The organism is Skermanella sp., assembly GCF_059503625.1.
Genome location: NZ_JCACHA010000028.1, coordinates 1 through 4447, shown reverse-complemented (window position 1 = coordinate 4447; position 4447 = coordinate 1). Strand labels below are relative to the sequence as shown.

Annotated in this window: 5 protein-coding genes; 3 read left to right on the top strand and 2 right to left on the bottom strand. The window is 65.5% G+C overall.

Going from position 1 to position 4447, the window contains the following annotated elements; all coding sequences use genetic code 11:
* Nucleotides 1–229: 229 nt before the first annotated feature.
* Entirely contained in the window at nucleotides 230–676 is a 447-nt protein-coding gene (locus AC5JJ6_RS00725) for a GNAT family N-acetyltransferase (protein WP_496040197.1), read from the top strand.
* 25 nt (nucleotides 677–701) lie between these two features.
* Nucleotides 702–1448 (top strand): sulfite exporter TauE/SafE family protein, encoded by a 747-nt coding sequence (locus AC5JJ6_RS00720; protein WP_496040196.1) that lies wholly within the window; start codon nucleotides 702–704, stop codon nucleotides 1446–1448.
* A gap of 4 nt (nucleotides 1449–1452) precedes the next feature.
* Here AC5JJ6_RS00720 and rocD read toward each other — a convergent pair whose 3' ends face one another.
* Complete coding sequence (gene rocD, locus AC5JJ6_RS00715) at nucleotides 1453–2691, bottom strand: ornithine--oxo-acid transaminase (protein WP_496040195.1); 1239 nt, start codon at nucleotides 2689–2691, stop codon at nucleotides 1453–1455.
* A gap of 30 nt (nucleotides 2692–2721) precedes the next feature.
* Nucleotides 2722–3744: an arginase gene (rocF, locus tag AC5JJ6_RS00710; protein ID WP_496040194.1), complete on the bottom strand. Its 1023-nt coding sequence runs from the start codon at nucleotides 3742–3744 to the stop codon at nucleotides 2722–2724.
* Nucleotides 3745–3865: 121 nt separating this feature from the next.
* Here rocF and AC5JJ6_RS00705 point away from each other — a divergent pair, with 121 nt between their 5' ends.
* Nucleotides 3866–4312, top strand: a complete 447-nt coding sequence (locus AC5JJ6_RS00705; RefSeq protein ID WP_496040193.1) for an Lrp/AsnC family transcriptional regulator — start codon at nucleotides 3866–3868, stop codon at nucleotides 4310–4312.
* Nucleotides 4313–4447: the final 135 nt, after the last annotated feature.

Below are 4447 nucleotides of genomic sequence, written 5' to 3'. Positions count from 1 at the left end.
AGGTCCTACGATCGTGCCTTGGTTGGAGACGTTGGTTCCGGCCAAACCATGAGCGGTTGCCAGCCGTTCCGGGTATCGAAGAGAGATTTCGACATGAGCAGGGGTCTTCTGGCGTATCGTGTCCTGGCGTCACTGGACGCTTGCAGACTGTCTGGTATCTGGCATACAGTATTTCGTACACAACGCGGAATACCGCGGGATAACAACCAGCAGGAGGAACGATCACGCCATGGACGGACAGGAATTCACCATCACCTTCGCCGCCACCGACGCCGATATCGACGCCAGTTTCGCGGTCATGTCGGAGCTGCGGACCAATTTCACGGACCCGGCGGTCTACCGCCACCAGATCCGCCGCCAGATGGACGACGGCTACAATCTGGCCCTGCTCTGGTTCGACGGCGAAGTCGCGGGTTGCAGCGGGTTCCGCGTTCATGAGACGCTGTCCCGAGGCAAGTACATGTATGTCGAGGATCTGGTGACTTCAGGGAAGCAGCGTTCCCATGGTTTCGGCGACAAGCTGTTCGACTGGGTCCATGCCCAGGCGCGCGAGCGCGGCTGCGCCCAGCTGGAGATCATTTCCGGCGTCCAGCGCGGCGACGCGCATCGTTTCTATCACCGCAAGCGCATGACCATCAAAGCCTTCCAGCTCGTCCTGCCGATCAAGGCGGACTGAACGAAAGCGAGCAGCCACAAGCCAAATGCTCTCCTACAGCCTGCTCGTCCTGGCTGCCTTTGCCGCCGGCGTGGTCAACGCCATCGCCGGCGGCGGCGCCTTCATCACCTTCCCAGCATTGGTCTTCGCCGGGGTTCCCCCCGTAGCCGCCAACGCCTCCAGCACGGTCGCACTCTTCCCCGGACAGGCGACCAGCGCTCTCGCATACCGGCGCGACATCCTGGGCATCAGCGAATTCGGCCTGCCGTCCTTCATCGGGCTCAGCCTCGCCGGCGGTCTGGTCGGGGCGATACTCCTCCTCTACACCCCCAACGCTGTTTTCGCCGACCTCGTCCCCTGGCTGATGCTGTTCGCCACGGTCGTCTTCGCGGTCGGCAACTTCGCCCCCAAGGGCGTCGCCGCCCGCATGCGCCTCAGCGGCCCCGCCGTGCTGGTCGTCCAGTTCGTCATCTCGATCTATGGCGGCTATTTCGGCGGCGGCATCGGCTTCCTGATGCTGGCGGCGCTGACGCTGTTCGGCATGACCAACATCCACGCCATGAACGGGCTGAAGATCCTGCTGGCGACGCTGATGAACGGGGCCGCCGTCGCAGCCTTCATCGTCGCCGGAGCCGTCTACTGGCCGCAGACCCTGCCGATGGCGCTCGCGTCCATCCTCGGCGGCTGGATCGGCGTCCATGGCGCGCGGCGGATCAACCAGAAGTTCCTGAAGCTCATCGTCGTCGGCATAGCGTCGGCGATGACCGTCTGGTTCTTCTGGCGTCAATCCTGATTTTTCAGCCAACGGCCCCGGTCAGCACCGGCTCGATCTGCTCCAGCGCCCAATCGACCTCGTCCCGCGTGATGACCAGCGGCGGTGCTATGCGGATCGTGTGGCCGTGGGTGTCCTTCGCCAGGACGCCCCGCGCCCGCAACGCCTCGCACGCGCGGCGGGCTCCCCCCGCCTCCGGGTGAAGCTCGACCGCCAGCATCAGCCCGCGCCCGCGCACTTCCCGCACCCTATCGCTGCGGATGCCTTGAAGCTGCGTCTTGAAGTATTCGCCCTGAACGGCCGAGTTCTCGATCATGCCTTCCTCCGTCAGCGCCTTCAGCGCAGCCCGAGCCACCGCGCAGGCCAGCGGATTGCCGCCGAAGGTGCTGCCGTGCTGTCCCGGCTTCAGCACCCCCAGCACTTCCGAGTTGGAAAGCACGGCGGACACCGGATAGAAGCCGCCCGACAGCGCCTTGCCGATCAGCGTCACGTCGGCCACGACGCCCTCGTGCTCCTCCGCCAGCAGCTTGCCGGTCCGCCCCAGCCCGGTCTGGATCTCGTCGAAGATCAGCGTGACGTTGTTTGCCGTGCAGAGATCGCGCACGCGCCGGAAATACCCGTCCGGCGGGATCATCACGCCCGCCTCGCCCTGGATCGGCTCGACCAGGAAGGCGACGGTATCAGGCGTGATCGCCGCCTCGAAGGCTTCGGCATCGCCGAACGGCACGACCCGGAAACCCGGCGCGAACGGCCCGAACCCGCCCCGCGCGTCCGGATCGGTCGAGAAGCCGACGATCCCGATCGTCCGACCGTGGAAGTTGTCGGAGCAGACGACGATCTCGGCCTGCCCTTCTGGCACGCCCTTGACCTCGTAGCCCCATTTGCGGACCGCCTTGACGGCCGACTCCACCGCCTCCGCCCCGCTGTTCATCGGCAGGATCTTGTGCGAGTTGGTCAGCGCCGCCAGCTCTTCGTAGAACAGCGGCAACTGGTCGTTGCGGAAGGCCCGAGAGGTCAGCGTCAGCTTCCCCGCCTGCTCGACCATGGCCGCCAGGATGCGCGGATGGCAATGCCCCTGGTTGACGGCGGAATAGGCCGACAGGCAGTCCAGATAGCGCCGGCCCTCGACGTCCCAGACCCAGACCCGCTCGCCGCGCGTCAACACGACGTCGAGCGGCTTGTAGTTGTGGGCACCCAGCGAGTGCTCCAGTTCGATCAGGCCGGCGGTTTCGCGCGACAGTTCGGCAACGGCGCTCTCAGACATGGCTTCATCCTTCCTGAATTCGAATAACGCTTACGCGACGCGGATACGGCGGGCCGGGCGGTCGATGATGGTGCGGCCGAACAGGCTGGTGACCAGTTCCGTCAGCAGCCGGGCGCTCCGCCCCCGCTCGTCCAGGAACGGGTTCAGCTCGACGATGTCGAGCGAGCCGACCAGCCCGCTGTCGTGCAGCATCTCCATGATCAGATGCGCCTCGCGGTAGGTGGCGCCCCCCGGCACCGTCGTCCCGACGGCGGGCGCTATGCTGGGGTCGAGGAAATCGACGTCCAGGCTGACATGCAGGTGCGCCCGCCGGCCTTCGATCTTCCCGATGATTTCCTGGAGCAGGCCCTGAAGCAGGATCGACACGCTGGCCTGATCGATCATCCGCATATCGACGACCTGGATGCCCTTGTCCCTGACCGCACCGCGCTCCTCCTTGTCGATCGAGCGCAGGCCGAAGATGTGGACGTTTTCCGGCGGTACCGGCACGAAGGGCCGGTCGCCCAGCAGCGGCGTCAGCGAAGCCTCGCCGCAGGCGAACGCCATCGACATGCCGTGCATATTGCCCGACGGCGTCGTGGCCGGCGTGTTGAAATCAGCATGCGCATCCAGCCACAGCACGAACAGCTCGCGGTCGGTATCCCGGCAGTACCGGGCCATGGCGCTGACCGTCCCCATCGACAGGCTATGATCGCCGCCCATGAAAACCGGCACGCCCCCGCCCTTCGCCATCTCGTAGGCGCGGTCATGGATCAGCCGGGTCCAGGCGGCGATGAGCCCCGGATTGCGGCACGCCTTGGCATCGGCCACCGTCAGCCCAGGGTCCGCCGCCGCCGGCTGCGCCAGATCGCCGTGATCGGTCACCCGGTAGCCCATCTCGCCGAGCAGCGCCGGAAGCCCTGCCGTCCTCAGCGCCGCCGGTCCCATGATCGAGCCGGCCTCGGAGGCTCCCAGTTCCAGCGGAATGCCGAGAAGCGACACGTCAGCCCCGTCGCCAAGACCGCTTCGATCAGGTCCGCCCCGGTAGAGTTCGCCCGTTTCCGTCTGCCGCATGATGTCAGCCCGCTTCCGAATGATTTTGCATCCCGGACCCAGCATGCCGACGTCAGATGCCAACAAAAAGCCAGTGAAGTGCTAATATCGTCAGCAAACTCTAGCATTACGGCAGCATCACATGGCGAATCGTCAACACCCCCTCGACCTCGACGCGACCGACCGCCGCCTGATCGAGCTGCTGCGCGACGATTCCCGGCTGCCGACCGCGACCCTGGCCCGCCACCTCGACGTGTCGCGCGGCACCGTCCAGAACCGGATCGACCGCCTGCTGAAAAACAAGGTGCTGATGGGTTTCACCGTGCGCCTGCGCGACGACGTGGACACCGGCTCCGTCCGCGCCATCGCCTCGCTGGAGGTCCGCTCGGCCGATCACAAATCGGTGCTGTCCGCCCTGAAACGCATCCCGGAAATCAGCCGCGTCTGGTCCACCAACGGCCGCTGGGACCTCGTCGCCGAAATCCGCACCGGCGACCTGACGACGCTGGACCGCGTCCTGACCGAAATCCGCACCAACCGGGCAATCACGCATTCCGAAACCAGCATCCTGCTGGCGGAGGTGGGGTGAACCGCCGCTGTAGATGCGACATGAACTTTTTGCAATATACCAAGTAACGGAGAGATTGGCCTGTGCGAATACTTCCGCCGTGTAGGTCGGTCTAAAGCGAAGCGGCAGCCGACAAGCAGGCGCGTCTATGTCGGC